Consider the following 23,242-nt stretch of genomic DNA (forward strand, 5'->3'; position numbering starts at 1 on the left):
TTCCTGTTGAGCTTTGCTCAAAACAGGACGGCCATTTTAGCGAGTTAAAGTTTAGTGTCAATCACTTTTTCAAACTTTCTTCAAGCGTTTCCGCTTGGCTAATTTGGCTTGCTAACCTCGACTTCGTTTCTTTCGAAGCGTTGCCGTGTCAGCGAGGTGGCATTATAGAGATTGCGATCACATTGGCAAGCCCTTTTTCACGTTTTTTTTGATTTTTTTATCGTTTGGGTGTTTTTTATTCTAAAAGGCGAGTTTTCACTACTATTCTACCTCCATATCCCCAGTAATCGCCCCTAATAAGGAGAAAAGATGAGCTCAATTAGAAGCTACAAAGGTATAAAGCCCCAACTTGGTGAGCGTGTTTACGTTGACTCAACCTCAGTGTTAGTCGGAGATATCCGTATTGGGGACGATTCTAGCATTTGGCCATTAGTAGCGGCACGAGGCGATGTGAACCACATTCACATTGGTGATCGAACTAATATTCAAGATGGCAGTGTTTTGCATGTCACCCATAAGAACTCTGAAAACCCAAACGGCTATCCACTTATTATTGGCAATGACGTTACGATTGGCCACAAAGTGATGCTGCACGGTTGTGAGATACACGATCGTGTATTGGTTGGTATGGGGGCGATTGTTTTAGATGCTGTCGTTATTGAATCAGAGGTGATGATTGGAGCGGGCAGTTTAGTACCGCCAGGAAAGAGATTAGAAAGCGGTTATCTTTATGTCGGTAGTCCAGTGAAACAAGCTCGCCCTCTATCAGAGACAGAACGAGCTTTTTTGCAAAAGTCTGCCAATAACTATGTTCAAAACAAAAACGACTACTTACATGAAGTAGAAGACTTGAACTAAAGGTCTGTTAACCAATGATGATATGGCCTTCTTCATTGAAGGCTTCATCTTCTATTAACTCTTCTGCTATTTCTTCCAGATCAAATCGGTAGTCAATAAAAGCAGAGATCACGGCCTGCTCCGTATCTAACTCTGAGCCAGATAACTTTTCTAACTTTTGTTTCGTCACAAAGCATTCTATTAGCGCACCAGATTGTTGCGCCGCAAAGTTTACTGATTGTGATACTTCATCCCATGATTGCATGTCTGGGAATAAAATGGATTGATTCATCGCTTATTGACCTTCAAGGTTCTTTCTTAATTCACGCAAAATCTGTTTGGCTCCTGGACGAAGACCGCGCCATAACATAAAACTCTCAGCAGCTTGGCCAACTAACATACCTAAACCATCATAAGCATATGCCGCACCGTGTTGCTTAGCCCATTGGTTAAATGTGGTGTCACCTTTGCCATACATCATGTCGTAGCTTGTACTATTGGTGGCGAATACCGAGGAAGAGATTGCAGGTAACTCACTACTCAATGATGCAGACGTGGAGTTGATTACGACGTCGTACTCTTCAGCAATGGTATTCATCTCTTTTGCTGTAACAGGGCCATACGCAGAAAACAATTCTGCCAATTCTTCGGCTTTGGAAAATGTACGATTAGTTATCGTTAGAGATGTTGGTTTTTGATCGAGCAATGGTTTAATCACTCCTCGAGCGGCACCACCAGCGCCAATAATTAGGATACGTGCACCTTCTAAAACAACTTGATGTTGCAACAAGTCTTGCACTAAGCCTGCACCATCAGTGTTATCACCAATGATTTCACCATCATCAAGCTTCTTAAGTGTATTCACTGCTCCAGCAAGCTGAGCACGCTCAGTCAAACGGCTGGCAAATTGATAGGCATCTTCTTTAAAAGGCAAGGTCACGTTACAGCCTTTGCCGCCGTCAGCAAAAAATGCTTTCGCCGTCTCGATAAATCCACCCAAAGGCGCACATTCTGCGGTGTATGTTAGGGACTGATTCGTTTGACGAGCAAAGAGTGTATGGATAAATGGCGACTTGCTGTGCCCGATAGGGTTACCAAACACGGCGTAACGATCGATTTGCGGGGTCATTTCCTTACCTTTATTCCTTACTTAGATATAGAGAAAACAGGGCCATCTGATTACAGATGACCCTATCACTATCTATCTATATAGAAAAGGAGATTCCGTGCTTACCATTCGCGTGGTTTCAGGTATCGATCGTAAAGTTCGGCTTCAGGCGTTCCTGCTTCTGGTTCGTAGCGGTACTCCCATCGCGCTAACGGCGGCATCGACATCAGAATCGACTCGGTACGCCCACCACTTTGTAAACCGAATAAAGTGCCACGGTCGTACACTAAGTTGAACTCAACATAACGACCACGACGGTAAAGTTGGAATTCACGTTCGCGCTCGCCATATTCGATGTCTTTACGACGAGACACGATCGGCAAATAAGCTTGGCAATAGCCTTCACCCACCGCTTTGATGTAATCGAAACACTTATCAAACTCCCAGTGATTCAAATCATCAAAGAACAAACCACCAACACCACGAGTTTCGTTTCGATGTGGCAAGAAGAAGTACTTATCACACCACGCTTTGTGCTCGGCATACACGTCTTCACCAAATGGGGCACAGATTGCCTTAGCTGTATCGTGCCATGACTGACAATCTTCTTCGAAAGGATAGAAAGGAGTCAGGTCGAAACCACCACCAAACCACCAAATTGGGTCTTCACCCTCTTTCTCTGCGATAAAGAAACGCACATTCGCATGAGAAGTTGGGACGTAAGGGTTTTTGGGATGGATAACCAAAGAGACCCCCATCGCTTCAAAACGGCGACCAGCTAGCTCCGGACGATGTGCCGTCGCAGATGCTGGCATTTCTTTCCCTTCTACATGCGAGAAGTTCACCCCACCTTGCTCGAAAACAAGGCCATCACGCAGAACACGTGAGCGCCCACCGCCACCAAGACGTTCGCCCGGTTCACGATGCCATGCATCTTCGACAAAGACGGCCTTTCCATCTTCTTGTTCTAACTGCTGACAAATGGAGTCCTGAAGTGACATCAGGAACTGCTTTACGGCGTGCTTATCGATTGCTGACATACGTTATTACCTATTACGTGATACCTGTTGATGACTGGCAAGCAGGGTTAGCCCTGTCTTAATATTTGTGAAGTCTTGGCGTCACGAATCTCGCTGGGTTTATCACGACCGCTGGTTTCACCACGAAGAATGGCCACCAGCTTGTCACCCAATTGCTCTTCGACTTCTTCCGTGGTCATACACGGTGGCAAGCCGGAAAGATTCGCGCTGGTAGAGGTTAACGGCTTTCCGAATGCATTACACATCTTTTGAACCAAAGGATGATCAGTCACACGAACTGCAATTGAATCAAATTGTCCTGAAACCCAGTTGGAGACTTTATCGCTCGCTGGCATGATCCAAGTGTATGGACCAGGCCAAGTTGCATGAACGGTCGCTAATTGTTCTGGAGTCAGTTGAGATTCATCAATATACGGCAAGAGCTGCTCATAACTTGCAGCGATCAGAATCAGCCCTTTTTCCACCGGGCGCTGCTTGAGCTCCAGCAGTTTTTGAATTGCTTCTGGGTTATCTGGATCGCATCCGACACCAAAAACCCCTTCTGTTGGGTAGGCAATCACTGCGCCTTGTTGTAGTGCGTTGAGCACTTGTTCAAAGTTATCCACCGATTACTTCCTGATTGTCTGACTGTATTATTTTCACTAAGTGTACAAATATTCATTCTCAGACACTAAAGCAATTTTTTTATAAAATGTATCAATAGCGTCAACAACAAGGCGCAAACGTTTGCTTGAGATAAAAATCCCCGTATAATGCGCACAAATTTATCAGCTCACCTAATTTTGCAGCTTGAAGGAGTTTGAGATGAAAGTCGGTATCATCATGGGTTCTAAATCCGATTGGCCAACCATGAAACTAGCAGCAGACATGCTAGACCAATTTGGCGTACCTTACGAAACAAAAGTGGTGTCAGCTCACCGTACTCCTCAGCTGTTAGCCGATTACGCAAGCAGTGCAAAAGAACGTGGTATAAAAGTAATCATCGCTGGTGCGGGTGGCGCGGCTCACCTGCCAGGCATGGCAGCGGCATTCACCAGTGTGCCAGTACTCGGCGTTCCGGTTCAGTCTCGTGCACTGAAAGGTATGGATTCACTGCTCTCTATTGTACAGATGCCAAAGGGAATTGCGGTTGGTACATTAGCGATTGGCGAAGCGGGCGCAGCAAACGCAGGTATCCTAGCAGCGCAAATCCTAGGCACTCATGATGAAAACATCATGGCGAAGGTAGAAGCGTTCCGCAATGAACAGACGGAAACCGTACTGGCTAACCCAAATCCAGCTGAGGATTAATCAGATGCATGTACTGGTTCTCGGATCAGGTCAGTTGGCTCGCATGATGTCTCTGGCTGGTGCACCACTGAACATCCAAATCTCGGCTTACGATGTCAGCAGCGGTGATGTCGTTCACCCTTTAACTCAACAGGTACTTGGCCATGGCTTGGAAAATGCGATTACGCAAGTTGATGTGATTACTGCCGAGTTCGAGCATATTCCACATGACGTGCTCAAGGTTTGCGAAGCGAGCGGCAAGTTCCTACCAAGTACGCAAGCCATCAAAGCAGGTGGTGATCGCCGTATTGAAAAAGCACTGCTTGATGATGCTAGCGTGCGCAACGCGAAATACTACGTGATTGAAACTCGTGAAGACTTTGAGCGCGCAATTGAACACGTTGGTATGCCAATGGTTCTGAAAAGTGCATTGGGTGGTTACGATGGTAAAGGTCAATGGCGCTTAAAAGACGCTTCTCAAGTCGACGACATTTGGACTGAGATGGCAGAGTGCATCGCGGCAACACCTACTCAAGCGATTGTTGCTGAAGAGTTTGTTCCTTTTAACCGCGAAGTATCACTTGTAGGTGCTCGCGGTAAAGATGGCAGCGTTGAAGTGTACCCTCTAGCAGAAAACGTTCACATCAATGGCGTATTGAGCTTATCCACCGCAATTGATGCGCCAGAACTGCAAGCCCAAGCCAAGCAGATGCTCACGGCCGTCGCAGATAGCCTAGATTACGTTGGTGTATTGGCGCTCGAATTCTTTGATGTCGATGGCACACTGTTAGTGAATGAGATTGCCCCACGAGTGCACAACTCCGGTCACTGGACACAGCAAGGTGCAGAAACGTGTCAGTTTGAAAACCATCTGCGCGCAGTATGCGGCTTACCATTAGGTAGTACGAAATTGGTTCGTGAAACCTCAATGATCAATATTCTTGGTGAAGACACACTACCAGAAGCATTGTTATCAATGGATGGTTGCCACCTTCATTGGTATGGCAAAGAGAAACGTGCAGGTCGCAAGATGGGACACATCAACGTGTGTGGCGACTACCCAGGAGAATTGCACCGTAGGTTGTGCGCTCTGGCAGACATCTTAGACCCAATAGCTTTCCCAGCCGTGCAAGCGTTCGCTAAACAGCCTCAGCACTAACGTTTGGCAGCAAAAAAAAAACAAAAAAGGGTCGCACGATGCGACCCTTTTTAATTCCTTTGATGTATTTACCCTTGTTGGGTGTGCTGGCACTTACGATTGGCACATTGCAATTTCACACCACTGGCGAGTTTCTTCTCCACCAACAAAGTAAAACCACATTCTTCGCATCTCCCTTTAACCGGAGGGAGATTCACTGCAAATTTGCATTTAGGGTAGTTATCACATGCGTAGAAAGCTTTACCAAAGCGCGTCTTACGCTCAACTAAATGACCTTTACCACATTCAGGACACGCGTGTTGCTCTTGCGGCTGCTTTTCTGGCTCAGGTTGATTAATCGACTCAATATGATGACAAGCCGGATAGTTACTGCAACCAACAAACATGCCATAACGCCCTTGGCGTAATACCAACTCGTTACCACAATCTGGACAAGGAACGCCAAGCTCTTTGACAATGTGGCCATCATTGTTATGCAGGGCTTTGATGTAATCACAGCTTGGGTAGTGGCTACAGCCAAGAAAGGGACCGTGTTTGCCATGTTTGAGGATCAACTCACTGCCACATTTAGGACACGGCTCGTGTTCCAATGCGTGTTCATGGGCAGAGAAAAGGGTGTTGTCGATTTTACTACTCATACTTACCGTTTCGTGAAAAAACACACCAAAAGACAAGCTCGCGTTCTTGCTAGCTAAACTCGAACTTGTCTAGATTGGGTTAGTGAAGAATCCCTTGTTCCTTGGTGTACAACAGCTCTTCCATTAGCGTATAAGCGTTTTCATTGCCAGGCACATTAAACAGCACCATCAAAATGATCCATTTGAGGTCTTCAAGCTCAAACTCACTCGTTTCTAGACCCATCACTCGGTCAATCACCATTTCGCGAGTTTCTGTGGTTAAAACATTGATTTGCTCGAGAAACAATAAAAACCCTCGGCATTCCAAATCTAAACGCTGCATCTCTTTCGCTGTGTAGATACGAGTTGATGACGAAGCCATGCAAGTCGAGATTGCAGAAGAGGTGTCACTTTGCTGCAATGCGGCAAGCTCTTCTAACCAGACAAGGGCTTTGTAGATATCTTTTTGTTGGAAGCCTGCACGGAGCAGCTCTTCTTCCAACTCGTCTTGTTCGACCTGTAACTCTGCATCGCTATGGATGTAGGTTTCGAATAGATACATCAGTATATCCATCATCATAGCTAGCCCCTCCCCTTTCGAATATAGCCACCTGAAACCGCAACGACATGCCCAGAGAGTTCTAACTCTAAGAGCTGCATCATGACTTCCTGGACAGGTATATTGGTCCTGTTTGCAAGAATATCAACCGGTGTAGCTTCACTTCCTACGTTAGCTAACAGCTGAGGAAATGGCAATTCTTCTTCATCATTTAACGTAGAAAATAAATCGGTACTCTGATTAATAGACCAATCAAGCAAAGACTGTATTTCATCTAAGACATCTTTCGTCTTTTCTACGAGGCAAGCGCCATGACGTATCAACTGGTTTCCACCGCAGGCATTGGGGGCATTGATTGACGCTGGCAGCGCAAATACTTCTCGACCTTGCTCAAGCGCGTAACGAGCTGTAATTAACGAGCCGCTCTTTTTCGCCGCCTCGACGACCAGTACACCTAGCGATAATCCACTAATAATGCGGTTTCGACGCGGGAAGTTTTCCGGGCGCGGCTTGGCGTTGGGGCGAAACTCAGACACCAAAGCCCCATGTTCAATAACACGTTGCGCTAAACCACGATGACGTGCCGGATAAATATTTTCTAAGCCAGATCCCAGCACCGCAATCGTCTTACCTTTTGCTTGCAACGCACCATCATGCGCATGGCCATCAATGCCTAAAGCGAGACCACTGGTGACAATAAAATCGTGCTGAGCAAATTCTGCGGCAAAGTGGCGTGCATGCTGTAAGCCATCAATACTCGCATTTCGGCTGCCAACCATTGCTATCTGTGGCTGCGAAAGACAAGTAGAATTTCCTTGAACAAAAAGCAGAGGTGGCGGCGCAACGATTTGTTTGAGTTGAGGTGGATAAAGCGGGTCAGTCAGTGTCAGGATATGATGATTTGTAGAAGCCTCAAGCCAACTTAAACAGGCTTCAACTTCTTTATCTGTTGAAGCCCAAGCTTGAATTTGCTTAGTTGTTAACCCAAGTTGTTGTAGCTGTTCGGGAGAGAAGTTTACGATGTTACGCGGCGTGTCTCTTGCCAGTAGCTTATTCATTTTGACCCCGCCAATGCCTGGTAAACAACTCAGTTTTAACCAGGCAGCAAGGTCACTGTCGTTATTGCGTGGTTTCATTGGTGGTCGGCTCTTGCGTCAGAGGCGAAACCACAGAGACCTCTTTATTGATGGGTTTAGTGCTGGTTGTGATCAACGCCAAGCTAAAGTACTCATAAGGACGAATGACCAGCAACTCGCCAACCTTGCTTTGAGGTAAGGTTATTTTCTTATCGAGGACACCAAACTCTTTCTTGAACTCATCGCCGTCTTTGTAAACTGGGTGCGCGTCTTCTTTTAAATCAAACACACTGCCTTGCTTCAGATTGTCTGACGTGCCTTTATCAATTACCACGACCTGGTTGGTTGAGCTAAAGCGAATACCTTCGATATTGCCTAGCAACTTTGCAGAGCTGTCTCGTGGCGACGGCAGCGGGTAGAACGTAGTCGTGAAGTCAGTGTTCTCGACTGATTGATTTGGCAACGCGATATCGTTACGCAGGATTTCTTGCAATTGAGAAGTGATCTTCAAACCAGAATAACCGCTCGAAGCTTCAACGAGCTCACCTTTGGCTATCAAACGCAGCGCGGTGATCTCTTTAGACACATCGTCACGCGAAAACGTTTCTACAGGTCGGTAAATAGCCCAGCCTGTCGCGGTCTGATTACCATTGATATACAGCACATCTTCTGCCGTCAGATACTTACTGCCTTTGCTGCTACCCATCACTTTTGCTGCACTGTTCAACGCATCTTGATCCAGCAATCGATCCGATTTGAGGTACGGCATCACCAAACCTTCCGCGACCGTTGGTACCGCTTTCTTTTCCGTGATGCGTGCTTTCGGGCTAATCTTCTTAACTGGTTTTAGGCTTAACACGGGCTGACCGTTAATCCACACCAAAGACAGCTTATCTCCGGGATAAATTAAATGAGGGTTGTCGATTTCCGGGTTTACTTGCCATAAACGAGGCCACAACCACGGGCTATCCAAGTACATGGCCGAAATATCCCATAGCGTATCGCCCTTCACGACTACATATGTTTGTGGCGCATCATCTTTAACAGTCAGTGGTTTCGCATCCACATTTGCTACAGCGTTGAAAGAGAAAAGTAACGGCAACGTAACACTGGCAACGTTGCGGAAAATTCGATTCATGACCCTCGTCCTTGGTCTATTAAGCAGGAACCAGAATGGAAATTGGTGCAAGGATGCTGTCATTTAGGCTATAAAATGTCTAGAATTGAGCCAACAAGGTTTGTGCTGTTTCGGCACAGTTCAATATTTCGAGTGAATATGTCTGTATTACAAGTATTAACATTCCCGGATGATCGCCTGCGCACAGTCGCAAAGCCTGTTGAAGCGGTGACGCCTGAGATTCAAAAAATCGTCGATGACATGATTGAAACCATGTACGACGAAGAAGGTATTGGCCTTGCTGCAACGCAGGTTGATATCCACAAACGTATCGTAGTGATTGATATTTCAGAAACTCGCGATGAGCCGATGGTGCTAATCAACCCTGAGATTCTGGAAAAGCGTGGCGAAGATGGCATCGAAGAAGGCTGTCTGTCGGTACCAGGTGCACGCGCACTTGTGCCTCGCGCTGCAGAAGTTACCGTTAAAGCACTGGATCGTGATGGCAAAGAGTTCACCTTCGAAGCCGACGACCTGCTAGCGATTTGTGTTCAACACGAGCTTGATCACTTACAAGGTAAGCTGTTCGTGGATTACCTATCGCCACTGAAACGCAAACGCATTCAGGACAAGCTAGCAAAAATCAAACGCTTTAACGAGAAGCAGCAAAACGCTTAATCTCGAACCATACCAATTAGAAGGAAGTCTACCTTGAGTCAGTCTTTACGTATTGTCTTTGCAGGTACTCCGGATTTCGCCGCCCGTCACTTGGCGGCGTTGTTGTCTTCGGAGCATGAAGTCATCGCGGTTTACACAAACCCAGATCGTCCAGCGGGTCGTGGCAAGAAATTGGCTGCGCCACCGGTAAAACAACTGGCGCTAGAACACAACATCCCGGTTTACCAACCTGAAAGCTTTAAGTCCGACGAAGCGAAACAAGAACTTGCCGATCTGAACGCCGATCTCATGGTTGTCGTGGCATACGGTATGCTACTGCCACAAGCGGTTCTTGATACCCCTAAACTGGGTTGTATCAACGTACATGGTTCTATCCTACCTCGTTGGCGTGGTGCGGCTCCAATCCAACGCTCTATTTGGGCGGGCGATGCAGAAACTGGCGTGACCATCATGCAGATGGACATCGGTCTCGACACTGGTGATATGCTGAAGATTGCAACGCTGCCAATCGAAGCGACAGATACCAGCGCTTCAATGTACGAAAAATTGGCGGAGCTTGGCCCAGAAGCCCTGATTGACTGCCTAGCCGACATTGCTGCGGGTAAAGCAGTGCCAGTGAAGCAAGACGATGAGCTAGCGAACTACGCGAAAAAACTCAGCAAAGAAGAAGCACGCATTAACTGGAACGACGATGCGGCTCACATTGAGCGCTGCGTTCGTGCATTTAACCCATGGCCAATGAGCCACTTTGAGGCGGCAGAAAACAGCATCAAAGTATGGCAAAGCCGTGTGGCAGAGCAAACCAGTGACAAGCCAGCCGGCACCATCGTGCAAGCAGATAAAACCGGTATTTATGTTGCGACAGGCAACGGCGTACTGGTGCTAGAGCAACTGCAAGTTCCTGGCAAAAAAGCCATGTCAGTTCAGGATATTCTAAACTCACGTGCAGCTTGGTTTGAAGTTGGCACTCTGCTGGTTTAAGCCATACTAGGGGTTATCATCCCCAATAATACGAACTTTTAGAGGGCAGAGATGCCCTCCTTTACTTTAAGGTACTCATCATGAATGTTCGCGCTGCGGCTGCTAACGTCCTGTATCTTGTCGTCGACAAGGGCCATTCACTTTCAAGCGCTCTTCCAGCGGCTCAACAAACGGTACGACCTCGTGACCACGCTCTGCTACAAGAGATTTGTTACGGTGCGCTACGTTACCTACCTCGCCTAGAAATGATTGCAAACCAGTTGATGGATAAGCCGCTCAAAGGCAAACAACGTGTATTCCATCACCTAATTCTGGTTGGTATTTACCAACTTAGCTTCATGCGCATTCCTGCGCACGCAGCTGTCGGTGAAACGGTTGAAGGCACTAAAGAGCTGAAAGGTCCTCGTCTGCGTGGTTTGATTAACGCTGTATTGCGTAACTACCAACGCAACCAAGAAGAACTCGACCAAATGGCCGTCAGCAACAACGCTGGCAAGTACGGTCACCCAAGCTGGTTACTAAAACTGCTGCAAGAGGCCTACCCACAGCAATGGGAAAGCATTGTTGAAGCGAACAACCAAAAAGCACCAATGTGGCTGCGTGTGAACCACCAACATCACACTCGTGATGAATACCTTGCGCTACTCAAAAATGAAAACATTGATAGCACACCACACACAGAAGCAATGGACGCCATAAAATTGGCCGCGCCATGTGACGTGATGAAGCTACCTGGTTTTGAGAAAGGTTGGGTTTCAGTACAAGATGCGGCAGCGCAGCTCTCGATCAACTACCTAAAACCACAAGACGGCGAACTGATTTTAGATTGCTGTGCAGCGCCAGGTGGCAAGACGGCACACATTCTAGAGCGCACGTCGGGCAGTGAAGTGGTCGCGATTGACTGCGACGACACACGCTTGAAACGTGTGCATGAAAACCTGAAGCGTCTCAACCTTCAGGCAAAAGTGGTTTGCGGTGATGCGCGTAATCCACAAGAATGGTGGCAAGGCGAGCAATTTGATCGCATTTTGCTGGATGCCCCATGTTCTGCGACTGGCGTGATTCGTCGTCACCCAGACATAAAATGGCTACGTCGTGCAGACGACATCGCCGCATTAGCAGAGCTACAAAGTGAAATTTTTGATGCCATGTGGACGCAACTGAAACCCGGCGGCACAATGGTTTACGCGACTTGTTCAATCACACCGCAAGAAAACGTGGAGCAAGTAAAAGCGTTTTTAGCACGTACCGCGGATGCGCAACTGCTGGATTCTGATCCCGACCAGCCTGGTCGTCAAATTCTACCAGGCGAAGAAGACATGGATGGTTTCTACTACGCAGTGCTAACTAAAACACACGCGTAACAGCATGCTAAATAGGGCGATTGGAGTGATTTCAATCGCCTTTTTCAGATAACGAGAAAAGAGTATGAAGATCATTATTCTTGGTGCAGGTCAGGTTGGCGGCACACTGGCAGAAAACCTAGTGGGTGAAAACAACGACATCACCATCGTCGACAACAATGCCGACCGACTGCGCGAATTACAGGACAAATACGACCTGCGTGTGGTCAATGGCCATGCGAGCCACCCCGACGTGCTGCACGAAGCGGGCGCACAAGACGCCGATATGCTCGTCGCGGTGACCAACACTGATGAAACCAACATGGCCGCCTGTCAGGTCGCGTTCACTCTATTCAACACCCCAAACCGCGTTGCGCGTATTCGATCTCCAGAATATCTGGCCGAAAAAGAAGCCCTGTTTAAATCTGGCGCCATTCCTGTCGATCACCTTATCGCACCAGAAGAACTCGTTACGAGCTACATCGAACGTCTGATCCAATACCCAGGCGCGCTGCAAGTGGTGAGCTTTGCTGAACAGAAAGTCAGCCTAGTGGCGGTAAAAGCCTACTACGGTGGACCGTTGGTGGGTAACGCGCTGTCTGCTTTGCGTGAGCACATGCCACACATCGATACCCGTGTGGCAGCGATTTTCCGTCAAGGCCGTCCGATTCGCCCGCAAGGCACTACCATCATTGAAGCCGACGATGAAGTGTTCTTCGTTGCAGCAAGTAATCATATTCGCTCAGTGATGAGTGAACTTCAGCGCCTAGAAAAACCGTACCGCCGCATCATGATTGTTGGCGGGGGTAACATTGGTGCCAGTCTCGCAAAGCGCTTAGAACAAAACTACAGCGTGAAGCTGATTGAACGTAACTACCAACGTGCAGAAAAACTGTCAGAAGAGCTAGAAAACACCATCGTGTTCTGCGGCGACGCGGCAGACCAAGAGCTTCTCTCGGAAGAGAACATCGACCAAGTCGACGTCTTCATCGCGCTGACCAACGAAGATGAAACCAACATCATGTCTGCGATGTTGGCAAAACGCATGGGTGCGAAAAAAGTAATGGTGCTGATCCAACGTGGCGCTTATGTAGATCTGGTACAAGGCGGCGTAATTGATGTGGCGATCTCACCTCAGCAAGCGACCATTTCCGCCTTGCTGACACACGTTCGTCGCGCTGATATCGTGAACGTATCCTCACTTCGCCGCGGCGCTGCAGAAGCCATTGAAGCCGTCGCTCACGGTGATGAAAGTACATCCAAAGTGGTTGGGCGCGCGATTGGAGATATTAAACTTCCACCTGGGACCACCATTGGTGCTATCGTTCGTGGCGAAGAAGTCCTTATTGCCCACGACCGTACGGTCATCGAGCAGGATGACCATGTGGTGATGTTCCTGGTCAACAAAAAATACGTATCAGACGTCGAAGCGCTATTCCAGCCGAGTCCATTCTTCCTCTAGGATTTTCCTATGGTCAACTTACGTCCCGTACTGTTTGTTATCGGGCTGGTTTTATCCAAACTGGCCCTGTTTATGTACGTGCCGACTTTGGTCGCTTTCTTCACTGGTACGGGGGGATTTCTCGATTTCGCCCAAGCTGTTGTGATCACGCACCTTGCCGCTTTCATTTGTTTGACGATCGGTCGAACCGCTAAGTTCAAACTCAGCGTACGCGATATGTTCCTCATCACCAGTCTGGTTTGGACCATCGCCAGTGCGTTTGCCGCCTTGCCATTTGTGTTTATCAACCACATCAGCTTCACCGACGCCTACTTTGAAACCATGTCAGGCATTACTACCACTGGTTCCACAGTGCTCAGCGGTTTAGACAACATGGCGCCAAGTATTTTGTTGTGGCGTTCTATCTTGCAGTGGCTTGGGGGGATTGGTTTTATCGTAATGGCGGTGGCGGTACTACCTATGCTCAATGTCGGTGGTATGAAACTATTCCAAACCGAATCATCCGATTGGTCGGATAAAAGTAGCCCGAGAGCAAAAACGGTCGCCAAAAACATCGTAGCAGTTTATTTGATGCTTACTGGCTTATGCATTGTGGGCTACTTGGTCACAGGCATGAACCTGTTTGAAGCGATCAATCACGCCTTTACCACGCTATCAACTGGCGGATACTCTACATCCGACGGGTCGATGAACCACTTCTCTAATGGCGCACATTGGGTAGCAACCACCTTTATGTTCCTAGGTGGCTTGCCATTTTTGCTCTTCATCGCCGCGTTACGTAAACGCCGTATTGATGTGTTGGTTAACGACGCTCAAGTTCGAGGATTCGCGTACCTGTTCGTGTTCTCAAGCTTAGTGATTTCAGCCTGGTTAGTGATTCGAGATGGATACACCATTCTGGATGCGCTGCGAGTGTCGATGTTTAATATCGTCTCAGTCGTCACCACAACCGGCTTTGGCTTAGAGGACTTCACCGCGTGGGGCGCATTACCCACCACTCTTTTTGCCTTCTTAATGATGGCGGGCGCATGTTCGGGGTCAACGTCTGGTGGGATCAAAATCTTCCGTTTCCAAATCGCAATGACACTGCTGAACAAACAGATGATGAAATTGATTCACCCTTCAGGTGTGTTTGTACAGCGCTACAACCAACGCCCAGTGAATGATGACATTGTTCGCTCGGTGGTCGCGTTTGGCTTGATGTTCTTTATCACCATAATCTTCATCGCGGGTTGCTTGAGTGCGCTGGGTTTAGACCCCATCACTAGCATCTCTGGTGCCATCACTGCGGTAGCCAACGTCGGCCCGGGTATGGGAAGCGTGATTGGACCGACGGGTAACTTCGCGCCTCTGCCAGATACCGCCAAGTGGCTTCTGAGCTTTGGCATGTTGATGGGCCGCTTGGAAATTCTGACTATTCTTGTACTGTTCTTCCCTGCGTTTTGGCGCCGTTAAGCAGACACAAATAAAAGGTATAACAATGAAAACATGGATTACTCTGGCGACCCTACTTGCCGCCTCATCCACATACGCCGCTAAAGTCATCACTTTAGCCGATGGTCGAGAAGTGAAGTTAAACGATGACTTTACTTGGGAATACGTCATGAAAAAAACTGCGCAGCAAGCAACAGAGACGCAAGCGACAACAAGTGCGGTTGAAACGATCGCATCTCCCGCAATTGCGACAATTCCAGTTGTGACTAAAACTGTTGGCACTACCGTGGTGGTAAACGCCAAAAAGCCAACCATGCAGCTGTCTGACTCTGGTGTCGACGTACTGATTGGCTCCGCGAGCTATCAAGATAGTGAGCTCGTACTGCCAACGTCCATTACCAATCAAAGCTCACAATCGGTGATTCAAGTTGAAGTGGAAGTTCTGGTATTTGATATGTCTGGCCAGCAACTGGCGAAAGAAAAAGTCACAGTTTGGCAATCCATCAAGCGAATGGCGGATACTTACCTGCGACCACAACAAGCAGAACAGGGTAAAAGCATCAAACTGGCAGTGCCGCAGTCTCAGCAATACCAGTTTTCAGCCAAAGTGTTAGAAGTGAAAACTCGTTAATGTGATAACACATGTTTTGTCGAGTTCATATCTATCCGTTAGATAGGCTCGACAAAATAATAAATTGCGAAAAAGTGACACACACAACCCGCTAAAACGAAGCCGTGCCAAATCGCATGATTGAATGGAATACGCTTCGCAACGTAGAAAATCACCCCCAGTGAATACACAATCCCACCAGCTGCGAGTAATGTCAGTCCGCCAATATCCAAGTTGATCGCCAACTGATAAATCACAATCAACGACAGCCAGCCCATGACCAAATACGTCATCAAGGAAAGCTTTTTAAATCGGTAAACAAACGCGACTTTCATAATGATGCCGAGTAGAGCAATGGTCCAGATGACAATCATCAAACCAAACGCGAGCGACGTACGTAAACTCACCAACAAAAAAGGCGTATAACTGCCAGCAATGAGTAGATAAATGGCGCAGTGATCGAAAGTTTTTAGCCAGCGTTTGGCGTTGGGGTGCGGAATTGCGTGATACAGCGTCGAAGCCAAAAATAGCACGATAATACTCGCACCATAGACAGCCATACTGGCCAGCGTCAGCGTATCAGCTTGCTGGTCTATGGCTTTGATTAGCAGCAGTATCAAGCCAACAATACCAAAAATCATCCCAATGCCATGAGTGATGGTATTGGCCAGTTCTTCGCGTTGACTGTATTGAGGTTTCTGCAGTTCAGACATCAATGCGCCTATACTAGAGTTTGAAATTTGCTCTAGTATGGCACATTAGGCTTACACGTGTAAGCTTAAATTAAGACTCATGAACGGCCGTGGTTTGATCGAGATAATTAAGTACAAGCTCGCCCACTTGATCAAGCTTAGTCGTGGCTGGAATGGTCAACTCTCGTTTGAGTTTTCCGCTACCTAGTAAGCTTGCGAGCATGCCACCCTCGCCCTTGCGTGTGCGGTCAACTTCAAACCATAATTTGAGTTCTTGCTCGCTACGATGAGCGACAAATTCTAACTCACGCCACACGCCATGGTATGGCCCGTCAGTCGGCACCATCTCAAATTCTTGCACAAATGGCAGGTCGAACCCTTTTACTTCCTCACACTCCACTTGGCGAATACGCAAACCTTGCGCTTCAAATGCGGATAACACCGCATCCATTAGTGGATCAGGTCGAACGGTGAGGATGTCTTTATCGGTCGGGTCTAAAGCAGCAGCAACGTCCAAGCCGGTTTCGAGCCACACTTTGGCGTCACCAATGGTGACAGGCGTATTCCAAGGCACATCGAGCTGAACATCGAAGGTACGCTCTTCGCCGGAATGGATGGTAAACGCATAAGGGAGGCTCCACTTAGCAAGCACATGAGTCTGAGGTACTCGGCGCATGCTGTGTCCTTCTCGCGCACCACGGTCATCAGGAGCTTCCGCGATATAGCGACAACACAGTTTTAAATCGATATTGTCGATCGCTTGTTCAGTGGCACCACCATAAACATGGATAGACACATCCACACTTTGACCAGGATATAGCACGTCTTGATTTAGGATTGAGTCGACCTTAGCGCTCCCAATCCCAAAACTGGCAAGTGTCTTCTTCAAAAATGACATAGGCACCTCCTTCGTCGAGATCTCATACTACTACTGCTGATCGAGGGATCAAACAAAAATTGCCTCGATCATCGCGACAAAATGACAAAATCTAAACAATTCAATTGCTCAACTATCGACCAATTATTACAAGGATGCTAATCTTATATGTGATATGCATGCATATCGGTATTCCTGATTCATTAACTGGATTGGCGAGAGCCAGAAGAGTGATTCTTCAATCTTGTTGGAGCCTAGCTCATAATGATTCAGGCCATTACATCGGCAATGGATATGCCTGACAGTTAGGTAAATTAATGCGCCCAACAACAGTCAGGTTCGCACACACTAATACTAGTGCAATGCGCCGCCGCAGTGGCTTTACTACTGCACCAAAGGCAAAGCAAGTTGCGCCAGCAATGACATTGGTTGAGAAGACAGCAATGATGTCGAGTGTTCCGGCCAAAGTTATCAAAGCAGCTTAATCAAAAGCGCGGCGCCAGCTGCGCTTTTTTCTTTGCACGCGACTCAAACCACCTCAACGACTTAGAACAAAACACAGTGAAATAGATAGTTTTTCCTATTTGGTCTTCGCAAAGCAATTTGGTACCTTTACAGCTAATTACACCTATAAATTCTGTGGAGAAAGAAATGAAGTGTCATCGCATTGAAGAGCTGCTTGAGCTACTAGAGCCTGAATGGCATAAAGACCAAGAAATGAACCTACTGCAGTTCATCGTGAAGCTAGCGAAAGAAGCAGGCTACGAAGGTAAGCTAGAAGATCTGACCGACGACGTGCTGATCTACCACCTTAAAATGCGTAACAGCAGCAAAGACGAAATGATCCCAGGTCTTAAGAAAGACCAAGAAGATGATTTTAAAACTGCGATTCTGCGCGCTCGTGGCATCATCAAATAACCGGTTCAACAGCCCAGTATTCTTTAAGCGACTCCCTCAAGTGAGTCGCTTTTTTATAACTAAAATTTTTAGTCCTACAATTGGTTATAACTGTTCAGCCAATTATCAGGTTAACTGTACTGACTTTTGTTGTTAAACGTTGACTGCGTTAAAGAAAAGGAATTGTTATTGATTGTATAATCGCCGTTCATCAGTATTTACTAAAATAATTATGTCCGGTCATGATTTATGATAAGGACGAAGTAGCAATGTCATCGAGCGACATCAATAGAAATGACGCCGTACATTATAAAAGCCTAAGAAGGATGAGTGCATGAGTCAGGATAAGATCGATATCAAAGATGTGACTCCTAAAACCTACAACCCTAAGACTCATAAAGGGAATGGGGATCGGTTCAACCCAAGTAATCGCATCTATGTACGCGAAAGCAAAGGGACTTACCAGAAACTGCGTCGTTACGGTGGTTGGTTCTTACTGCTTCTCTTCGCTTTGATACCGTGGATTCCTTACGGTGAACGTCAAGCGATCTTGCTCGATATTGGCAACCAGCAGTTCAACTTTTTCGGTACCACGTTGTATCCGCAAGATCTTACCCTACTCGCCTTGCTATTTGTGATCGCGGCGTTTGGGTTGTTCTTTATTACCACCTTCTTAGGTCGAGTTTGGTGTGGCTATCTCTGCCCACAAACCGTCTGGACCTTCATGTATATCTGGTTTGAAGAGAAACTGGAAGGCAGCGCCAATAAGCGTCGTAAGCAGGACTCCAATAAGCTGACGGCAAATTTAGCGATGCGCAAAACCATCAAACATATCGCTTGGTTTGCCATTGCGCTCGCCACTGGTTTTACTTTTGTTGGCTACTTCGTTCCAATGAAGCAATTGGTTATCGACTTTTTCACTTTTAACGCCAACTTCTGGCCCGTCTTTTGGGTAATGTTCTTTGCCATTTGTACTTATGGTAATGCTGGTTGGATGCGTTCCATCATGTGTATTCACATGTGTCCTTACGCGCGCTTCCAGTCTGCCATGTTTGATAAAGACACCTTCATCGTTGGCTATGATGCCAAACGTGGTGAAAAACGTGGTCCACGTCCGCGCAAAGCCGATCCAAAGCAACTTGGTTTGGGGGATTGTATTGATTGTGATTTGTGTGTGCAGGTGTGCCCAACAGGTATCGATATTCGTGACGGCTTACAATATGAATGTATTAACTGTGGCGCCTGTATTGATGCGTGTGACAACACCATGGACCGCATGGGTTACGAAAAAGGCCTAATCAGCTACACCACCGAGCATCGCTTATCGGGTAAGAGTACCAAAGTCATGCGTCCGAAGCTGCTGGGCTATGGAGCTGTGCTACTGGTCATGATTGGTCTGTTCTTTGCCCAAATCGCAGCGGTAGACCCAGCAGGCATGAGTGTTATTCGCGACCGTAACCAACTGTTCCGGGTAAATAGCTCAGGCGAAGTAGAAAACACCTACACCCTCAAAGTGATCAACAAAACCCAGCAAGTGCAAGAATACTCGTTGGATGTTGAAGGGCTATCCGATGTGAGCTGGTACGGTAAGCAGACAATTCAGGTACAGCCAGGTGAAGTATTGAACTTACCAATGAGTCTTGGCGCCGATCCTGACAAGCTAAACTCTGCGATTACGACAATTCAGTTTATACTCACCGATAAGAGCAACGAATTCACCATTGAAGTGGAAAGCCGCTTTATAAAAAAACTATAGCGTCTACTTCAGTGACTAATGGAAAAAGGCTCAGCAATGAGCCTTTTTGTTTATATGTCCCAAAGTATGTTTAACTTTGACGCCCTTACCCCAGATTTTATGTGGTACGCGTTAGAAAGCATCGGCGTTCGCGCAGAATCAGGCTTTCTTCCCCTCAATAGCTACGAAAACCGTGTTTATCAATTCACTGACGAAGAGCGTCGTCGTTATGTCGTCAAGTTTTACCGTCCTGAACGTTGGAGCAATGAACAGATCCAAGAGGAGCACGACTTCACTTTAGAACTAATTGGAAACGAAATCCCCGTCGCACCACCTGTGCGCATCAACGGTGAAACCCTGCATCACTATCAAGGCTATGCCTTTGCGCTGTTTGAGAGCGTGGGTGGTCGCCAGTACGAGGTTGACAACTTAGATCAGCTCGAAGGTGTAGGGCGTTTCCTTGGGCGCATCCACAAAGTGGGTAGCCGCCAAGCCTTCCAACATCGACCAACGATTGGCTTGCAAGAATACCTGTATCAACCAAGAGAGATTCTGCAAAACGCCAACATGATTCCAATGCACTTGGAGAACAGCTTCTTCAATGACTTGGATATGCTGATCAAATCGATTGAAAGCCACTGGCAAGAAGGCTTCAATACCATTCGGCTGCATGGCGATTGCCACCCAGGCAACATTTTGTGGCGAGATGGCCCTATGTTTGTTGATTTGGATGACGCTCGTAACGGCCCTGCTGTGCAGGACTTATGGATGCTGCTGAACGGTGAGCGCCAAGACAAACTGATGCAGCTGGATATTGTTTTAGAAGCTTATCAAGAGTTTTGCGACTTTAACCCCGCAGAATTGAAACTAATTGAGCCACTTCGCGGTCTACGAATGGTGCACTATATGGCATGGCTAGCAAAACGTTGGCATGACCCTGCGTTTCCTCTCGCTTTTCCATGGTTTAATGAGCCAAAATACTGGGAAGGTCAGGTCCTTGCATTTAAAGAGCAGATCGCCGCTTTAGAAGAAGCACCGCTGTCTTTAATGCCTCAATGGTAAGTCAGGCCACAAATTCAAAAATGGAGATATTTCGATGAAAAAACTGTTCGCACTGTTTTCTATGCTGATGCTAAGCCTGTCAGCACATGCAGCGCAATTCAAAGAAGGTGAACATTACAAAGTATTGGATCTTGAGGCATCAAAAAAACCTCTTGTGACGGAGTTTTTCTCTTTCTACTGCCCGCATTGTAATAGCTTTGAACCTGTTATCCAGCAACTGAAAAAGCAGTTGCCAGAAGGCACTAAACTACTAAAAAACCACGTTTCTTTCATGGGTGGCAACATGGGCCCATCAATGAGCAAAGCCTACGCGACCATGGTTGCACTAAAAGTGGAAGACAAAATGGTGCCAGTGATGTTTAACCGCATCCACAATCTAAAGAAGGCGCCACGTAACGATGAAGAGCTTCGCCAAATCTTCCTTGATGAAGGTGTAGACGCGAAGAAATTCGACTCTGCATTCAAAGGCTTTGCGGTTGATTCCATGGTTCGCCGTATGGACAAGCAATTTGAAAACAGCGGTCTAACCGGCGTTCCTGCGGTTATCGTTAACAACAAATACCTAGTTCAAGCACAAAGCATCAAGACAATGGATGAGTACTTCTCTCTGGTGAACTACTTGCTGACACTAAAATAAGCGCATCGATATCAATCAAAAGGGGAGCTCATCGCTCCCCTTTTGTTTATTTGTAAATCTCTTGTAGCAACCGATCTTTTTCTTGCCACACATCACCCAACCATTGCTGAAATTGTCGCTTATAGGGCTTATCGTTAAAGTAATCACCAAGCACTCGCTCATCGACGGGCAACACATTCACACGCACAACAACCTTGCCCATTCGGCCCATTAATAAATCCTTGAATGGCTTATTTGTATTTTCTGGGTACGCCAGCGTCACATCGATAATGTTCTCGAACTGCTCCCCCATTGCCGCTAACGTGTATGCGATCCCGCCCGATTTTGGTTGCAGCAAATATTGGTAGCTCGTCTTACTCTTACGCTGTTTTTCTTCGGTAAATCGAGTGCCTTCGACATAATTAACCACTGTGGTTGGTGTATGTTTGAACTTAGCGCACGAGCGACGTGTCGTCTCTAAATCTTGACCTCGTTTGTGCGGGTTGCGGATCAGATACTCTCGCGAATAACGACGCATAAATGGCATGTCGAGCGCCCAACACGCCATCCCAATGAAAGGCACATACAACAGTTGTTGTTTGAGGAAAAACTTCGGCATAGGAATGCGATCTTTAAACACACAGCAAAGCACCACAATATCGGTCCAACTGAGATGATTACTGATCAACAGATACCACCCGTCTTTTTTCAGCGCCTCACCGCCCTGAACATCCCAGTCAACACGGTTAGAAACCGCCAGAATGCCCGCATTAACGGTAGCCCATAACCACATCACCTTGTTGGCACAAGCGGTCGCTTTCGCTTTTAGCTCCACGCTTGGAAGCAATACTTTAAACACAGCGATAATACAAATTGCGAGTGAACACAGCGCAGAATTGAGAATCACAAAAGAAGCGTTAAAAAAAAATAACAAATATGCCAACATGATAGTCAAACAACAGTGATAATGTGTGAAGAATAAAACAGCGTGTAATTATACTGCGCCTTTGCCACATTGGAATATGCGTGGGAATGGTCAGATTTGTTACCTCAACCAATATTTGCACCACTCATTCGACAATAAGGAGATAACGAATGAAACCAAGGCTAATTCTCTTGCCTTTGGCCTTTGTCGTCAGTTCTGCTCAGGCTCAACTCGCTGAAACCGCAGGTTTTGGCGGTGAAATTTCGCTGAATGCCGGATTTGTATCATCAGAATCCAACTTCAATACGGAAAATAGTAACACCATCGATTCTCTCGATAAGCGCGCCGATAGTGACAGTTCCGTTATCGCTGCGCCGCTAGGAAGCATTACTTACACTTTTGGTAACCGACTCAATCACCAAGTGTACGCGGGTACCACACGTTCCGATGTCGCGGTTGGTACACTCGCTTTTCAGCTGGGCTATCAACACGAGTTGCCATCCGGCACCGTGCTCGATATTTCCTATCTACCGACCGTGCTCAAAAGCGAAACTTGGCGTAACCCATATCAAGTCGGAACCGCCCGTAAAGAAACGGATGTGGACGGCAATGCCTATCGCTTTCAAATCAAAGGATTGATTGATAAAAACTTCAACCTTGATCTCGCTTATGCTGATAAAGACATTGAGCAAGAAGAAGTAACGGACCGTTCACTCGCTCGCGATGCGAGCCTTTACTACGTTAAAGGTGACTATCGGATTTCACTTAATCAAACATCCATGTTGCAACCGGCGTTTACCTACATTAATCAAGATGCCGACGGTAAGGCGGAATCATTTGATTCGTACGGGTTTGACATCAGTTGGTTTAAATTTATCAATCGTCATCGGTTGGCCCTCACCGCAGGTTATGCATGGAAAGACTATCAAGCCACTAGCCAAACTTTTGCTAAAACACGAAATGACGACACCGTCAGCCTATTTGCAGCCTATGAATATCAAAACGTATTTGACTGGCAAGACTGGTCGTTCATTTCTTTAGCCGGCTATAGCCAAACTGACTCGAATATCACGTTTTATGAGGAGAAAGAGTACCTGTTGTCGCTTGGTCTCAACTACACCTTCTAACGTCCTTCATCGCAACAAGGT

At 47.0% G+C, this 23,242-nt stretch carries 27 protein-coding genes; 16 read left to right on the plus strand and 11 right to left on the minus strand.

The features are described from left to right. Nucleotides 1-212: hypothetical protein (locus LIX84_RS21030; protein WP_226422117.1), on the plus strand; the 212-nt coding region annotated here is incomplete at its 5' end. Between the two features lie 97 nt (nt 213-309). Continuing rightward, a complete protein-coding gene (locus LIX84_RS21035) occupies nt 310-858 on the plus strand; it encodes a gamma carbonic anhydrase family protein (RefSeq protein ID WP_005461433.1) in 549 nt (182 codons plus the stop codon). A 7-nt stretch (nt 859-865) separates the two neighbouring features. On the opposite strand, the gene LIX84_RS21040 is transcribed toward LIX84_RS21035, so the two are convergent. The 4 genes from LIX84_RS21040 to LIX84_RS21055 all read right to left on the minus strand — a co-directional run bounded on the left by LIX84_RS21040 (nt 866) and on the right by LIX84_RS21055 (nt 3,590). Further along, nucleotides 866-1,129: a DUF1488 domain-containing protein gene (locus LIX84_RS21040; RefSeq protein ID WP_005461429.1), complete on the minus strand. Its 264-nt coding sequence runs from the start codon at nt 1,127-1,129 to the stop codon at nt 866-868. Nucleotides 1,130-1,132: 3 nt separating this feature from the next. Then, nucleotides 1,133-1,966: a shikimate dehydrogenase gene (aroE, locus tag LIX84_RS21045; RefSeq protein WP_226422118.1), complete on the minus strand. Its 834-nt coding sequence runs from the start codon at nt 1,964-1,966 to the stop codon at nt 1,133-1,135. A 101-nt stretch (nt 1,967-2,067) separates the two neighbouring features. Then, the gene (hemF, locus tag LIX84_RS21050; RefSeq protein WP_114324044.1) at nt 2,068-2,985 is read right to left on the minus strand and encodes an oxygen-dependent coproporphyrinogen oxidase; all 918 of its coding nucleotides are present in this window, start codon (nt 2,983-2,985) and stop codon (nt 2,068-2,070) included. 47 nt (nt 2,986-3,032) lie between these two features. Then, entirely contained in the window at nt 3,033-3,590 is a 558-nt protein-coding gene (locus tag LIX84_RS21055; RefSeq protein ID WP_226422119.1) for an L-threonylcarbamoyladenylate synthase, read from the minus strand. Between the two features lie 199 nt (nt 3,591-3,789). On the opposite strand from LIX84_RS21055, the gene purE reads away from it, so the two are divergent. After that, a complete protein-coding gene (purE, locus tag LIX84_RS21060; RefSeq protein ID WP_203343684.1) occupies nt 3,790-4,275 on the plus strand; it encodes a 5-(carboxyamino)imidazole ribonucleotide mutase in 486 nt (161 codons plus the stop codon). A 4-nt stretch (nt 4,276-4,279) separates the two neighbouring features. Next, nucleotides 4,280-5,413 (plus strand): 5-(carboxyamino)imidazole ribonucleotide synthase, encoded by a 1,134-nt coding sequence (locus tag LIX84_RS21065; protein ID WP_226422120.1) that lies wholly within the window; start codon nt 4,280-4,282, stop codon nt 5,411-5,413. 68 nt (nt 5,414-5,481) lie between these two features. Here LIX84_RS21065 and LIX84_RS21070 read toward each other — a convergent pair whose 3' ends face one another. The 4 genes from LIX84_RS21070 to LIX84_RS21085 all read right to left on the minus strand — a co-directional run bounded on the left by LIX84_RS21070 (nt 5,482) and on the right by LIX84_RS21085 (nt 8,803). Next, nucleotides 5,482-6,051, minus strand: coding sequence for a DNA topoisomerase family protein (locus LIX84_RS21070; protein WP_104971082.1), 570 nt, complete (start codon nt 6,049-6,051; stop codon nt 5,482-5,484). Between the two features lie 79 nt (nt 6,052-6,130). Next, entirely contained in the window at nt 6,131-6,610 is a 480-nt protein-coding gene (locus LIX84_RS21075) for a DUF494 family protein (RefSeq protein WP_005379074.1), read from the minus strand. Between the two features lie 2 nt (nt 6,611-6,612). After that, on the minus strand, nt 6,613-7,725 hold the full coding sequence (dprA, locus tag LIX84_RS21080) for a DNA-processing protein DprA (RefSeq protein WP_226422121.1): 1,113 nt from the start codon (nt 7,723-7,725) through the stop codon (nt 6,613-6,615). After that, complete coding sequence (locus LIX84_RS21085; RefSeq protein ID WP_226422122.1) at nt 7,709-8,803, minus strand: LysM peptidoglycan-binding domain-containing protein; 1,095 nt, start codon at nt 8,801-8,803, stop codon at nt 7,709-7,711. Before LIX84_RS21085 ends, dprA begins: the two co-directional genes overlap by 17 nt. 138 nt (nt 8,804-8,941) lie before the next feature. Between LIX84_RS21085 and def the strand changes: the two genes are divergently transcribed. The 6 genes from def (at nt 8,942) to LIX84_RS21115 (ending at nt 15,311) form a co-directional block, all read left to right on the plus strand. Beyond that, complete coding sequence (def, locus tag LIX84_RS21090; RefSeq protein ID WP_005379068.1) at nt 8,942-9,460, plus strand: peptide deformylase; 519 nt, start codon at nt 8,942-8,944, stop codon at nt 9,458-9,460. A gap of 33 nt (nt 9,461-9,493) precedes the next feature. Continuing rightward, complete coding sequence (gene fmt / locus LIX84_RS21095; RefSeq protein ID WP_005461453.1) at nt 9,494-10,441, plus strand: methionyl-tRNA formyltransferase; 948 nt, start codon at nt 9,494-9,496, stop codon at nt 10,439-10,441. An 80-nt stretch (nt 10,442-10,521) separates the two neighbouring features. After that, on the plus strand, nt 10,522-11,805 hold the full coding sequence (gene rsmB / locus LIX84_RS21100) for a 16S rRNA (cytosine(967)-C(5))-methyltransferase RsmB (RefSeq protein WP_025628789.1): 1,284 nt from the start codon (nt 10,522-10,524) through the stop codon (nt 11,803-11,805). Nucleotides 11,806-11,869: 64 nt separating this feature from the next. Next, the gene (gene trkA, locus LIX84_RS21105) at nt 11,870-13,246 is read left to right on the plus strand and encodes a Trk system potassium transporter TrkA (RefSeq protein WP_005394041.1); all 1,377 of its coding nucleotides are present in this window, start codon (nt 11,870-11,872) and stop codon (nt 13,244-13,246) included. 9 nt (nt 13,247-13,255) lie between these two features. Continuing rightward, a complete protein-coding gene (locus LIX84_RS21110) occupies nt 13,256-14,701 on the plus strand; it encodes a TrkH family potassium uptake protein (RefSeq protein ID WP_006742925.1) in 1,446 nt (481 codons plus the stop codon). Nucleotides 14,702-14,726: 25 nt separating this feature from the next. Continuing rightward, nucleotides 14,727-15,311: a DUF3157 family protein gene (locus LIX84_RS21115; protein WP_085344704.1), complete on the plus strand. Its 585-nt coding sequence runs from the start codon at nt 14,727-14,729 to the stop codon at nt 15,309-15,311. A 38-nt stretch (nt 15,312-15,349) separates the two neighbouring features. Here the strand turns inward: LIX84_RS21115 and trhA are convergent, their stop codons facing one another. Together trhA and LIX84_RS21125 are read right to left on the minus strand one after the other, a co-directional pair. Then, nucleotides 15,350-16,003 (minus strand): PAQR family membrane homeostasis protein TrhA, encoded by a 654-nt coding sequence (trhA, locus tag LIX84_RS21120; protein ID WP_226422123.1) that lies wholly within the window; start codon nt 16,001-16,003, stop codon nt 15,350-15,352. 70 nt (nt 16,004-16,073) lie between these two features. Further along, on the minus strand, nt 16,074-16,880 hold the full coding sequence (locus tag LIX84_RS21125) for a sporulation protein (RefSeq protein ID WP_005394045.1): 807 nt from the start codon (nt 16,878-16,880) through the stop codon (nt 16,074-16,076). Nucleotides 16,881-17,176: 296 nt separating this feature from the next. On the opposite strand from LIX84_RS21125, the gene LIX84_RS21130 reads away from it, so the two are divergent. The 5 genes from LIX84_RS21130 (at nt 17,177) to LIX84_RS21150 (ending at nt 21,190) form a co-directional block, all read left to right on the plus strand. After that, nucleotides 17,177-17,344, plus strand: coding sequence for a hypothetical protein (locus LIX84_RS21130; protein ID WP_005379043.1), 168 nt, complete (start codon nt 17,177-17,179; stop codon nt 17,342-17,344). A gap of 166 nt (nt 17,345-17,510) precedes the next feature. Continuing rightward, nucleotides 17,511-17,777, plus strand: coding sequence for a YihD family protein (locus LIX84_RS21135; protein WP_048625604.1), 267 nt, complete (start codon nt 17,511-17,513; stop codon nt 17,775-17,777). Between the two features lie 313 nt (nt 17,778-18,090). After that, nucleotides 18,091-19,512, plus strand: a complete 1,422-nt coding sequence (gene ccoG / locus LIX84_RS21140) for a cytochrome c oxidase accessory protein CcoG (RefSeq protein WP_006742922.1) — start codon at nt 18,091-18,093, stop codon at nt 19,510-19,512. A gap of 54 nt (nt 19,513-19,566) precedes the next feature. Beyond that, nucleotides 19,567-20,553 carry a serine/threonine protein kinase gene (locus tag LIX84_RS21145; protein ID WP_074190074.1) on the plus strand — a complete coding sequence of 329 codons (987 nt, stop codon included), beginning with the start codon at nt 19,567-19,569 and terminating at the stop codon, nt 20,551-20,553. Between the two features lie 34 nt (nt 20,554-20,587). Next, complete coding sequence (locus tag LIX84_RS21150) at nt 20,588-21,190, plus strand: thiol:disulfide interchange protein DsbA/DsbL (protein WP_005379036.1); 603 nt, start codon at nt 20,588-20,590, stop codon at nt 21,188-21,190. Nucleotides 21,191-21,236: 46 nt separating this feature from the next. On the opposite strand, the gene LIX84_RS21155 is transcribed toward LIX84_RS21150, so the two are convergent. Further along, nucleotides 21,237-22,115, minus strand: coding sequence for an acyltransferase (locus LIX84_RS21155; protein ID WP_226422124.1), 879 nt, complete (start codon nt 22,113-22,115; stop codon nt 21,237-21,239). A 149-nt stretch (nt 22,116-22,264) separates the two neighbouring features. Between LIX84_RS21155 and LIX84_RS21160 the strand changes: the two genes are divergently transcribed. After that, on the plus strand, nt 22,265-23,221 hold the full coding sequence (locus tag LIX84_RS21160) for a DUF2860 domain-containing protein (RefSeq protein WP_226422125.1): 957 nt from the start codon (nt 22,265-22,267) through the stop codon (nt 23,219-23,221). Nucleotides 23,222-23,242 lie beyond the last annotated feature (21 nt).

Source organism: Vibrio sp. E14, assembly GCF_020515785.1.
GTDB classification, from domain to species: Bacteria; Pseudomonadota; Gammaproteobacteria; order Enterobacterales; family Vibrionaceae; genus Vibrio; species Vibrio diabolicus.